At 64.8% G+C, this 571-nt stretch carries 2 protein-coding genes; one reads left to right on the top strand and one right to left on the bottom strand.

The annotated features are described in order from the left end of the window. On the bottom strand, window positions 1-179 hold a 179-nt coding region (locus tag A9X05_RS29985; RefSeq protein WP_156736873.1), incomplete at its 3' end, for a PPE domain-containing protein. A gap of 307 nt (window positions 180-486) precedes the next feature. Here A9X05_RS29985 and A9X05_RS29980 point away from each other — a divergent pair. Continuing rightward, window positions 487-571 (top strand): PPE domain-containing protein (locus A9X05_RS29980; protein WP_156736874.1); only part of this gene is annotated, 85 nt, incomplete at its 3' end.

The following is a 571-nucleotide window of genomic DNA, read 5'->3' as shown; positions in this document are numbered from 1 at the left end:
CCCGCCCACTCCTCACTGGCCAGCTGAGTCACCACATTCTGATAACTCAACGCAGCCGACTGCAGCTCCGCGGCGATCGCATTCCACGCCGACGCCGCCGTCATCAACGACCCCGACCCCGGACCGGCATAAATCCGCGCCGAATTAACCTCCGGCGGAAGCGCCCCAAAATCAAACACGAATTACTCCTTAACCTTGGCCGCTTGGCTCGGGTATTGACTGACGATAAATCGGTGACGGCGGGTCGCCTGGGCGCCCGACCCCCGCAGGTAGGCGTGCACACGGCGAACGCGGGCGGCCGCCGGCCCGGCCGTTGCGCTGTCCGCTGACCCGCTGGAACGGGGCGCCTCCCACCCGGACCGTCGAGTCACGGGCAGCGAGAAGACGGGGCGGCGCTCTAGCCTTCGCAAGCAAGCGCATCGCTTGAAGCCAGCTATCTAAAACACTCGCGAGGGAAACACATGGTTCGAGCCGGGGGGTTCGTAGGTGTTTGACTTCGGGGCGTTACCGCCGGAGATCAATTCCGGTCGGATGTATGCGGGTCCGGGTTCGGGTTCGTTGATGGCGGCGT

The sequence above is a fragment of the Mycobacterium sp. E3298 genome, from assembly GCF_001666895.1.
Classification (GTDB): domain Bacteria; phylum Actinomycetota; class Actinomycetes; order Mycobacteriales; family Mycobacteriaceae; genus Mycobacterium.
Note: the sequence above shows the minus strand (reverse complement) of the source record. Positions and strands in the feature narration are given on the sequence as shown.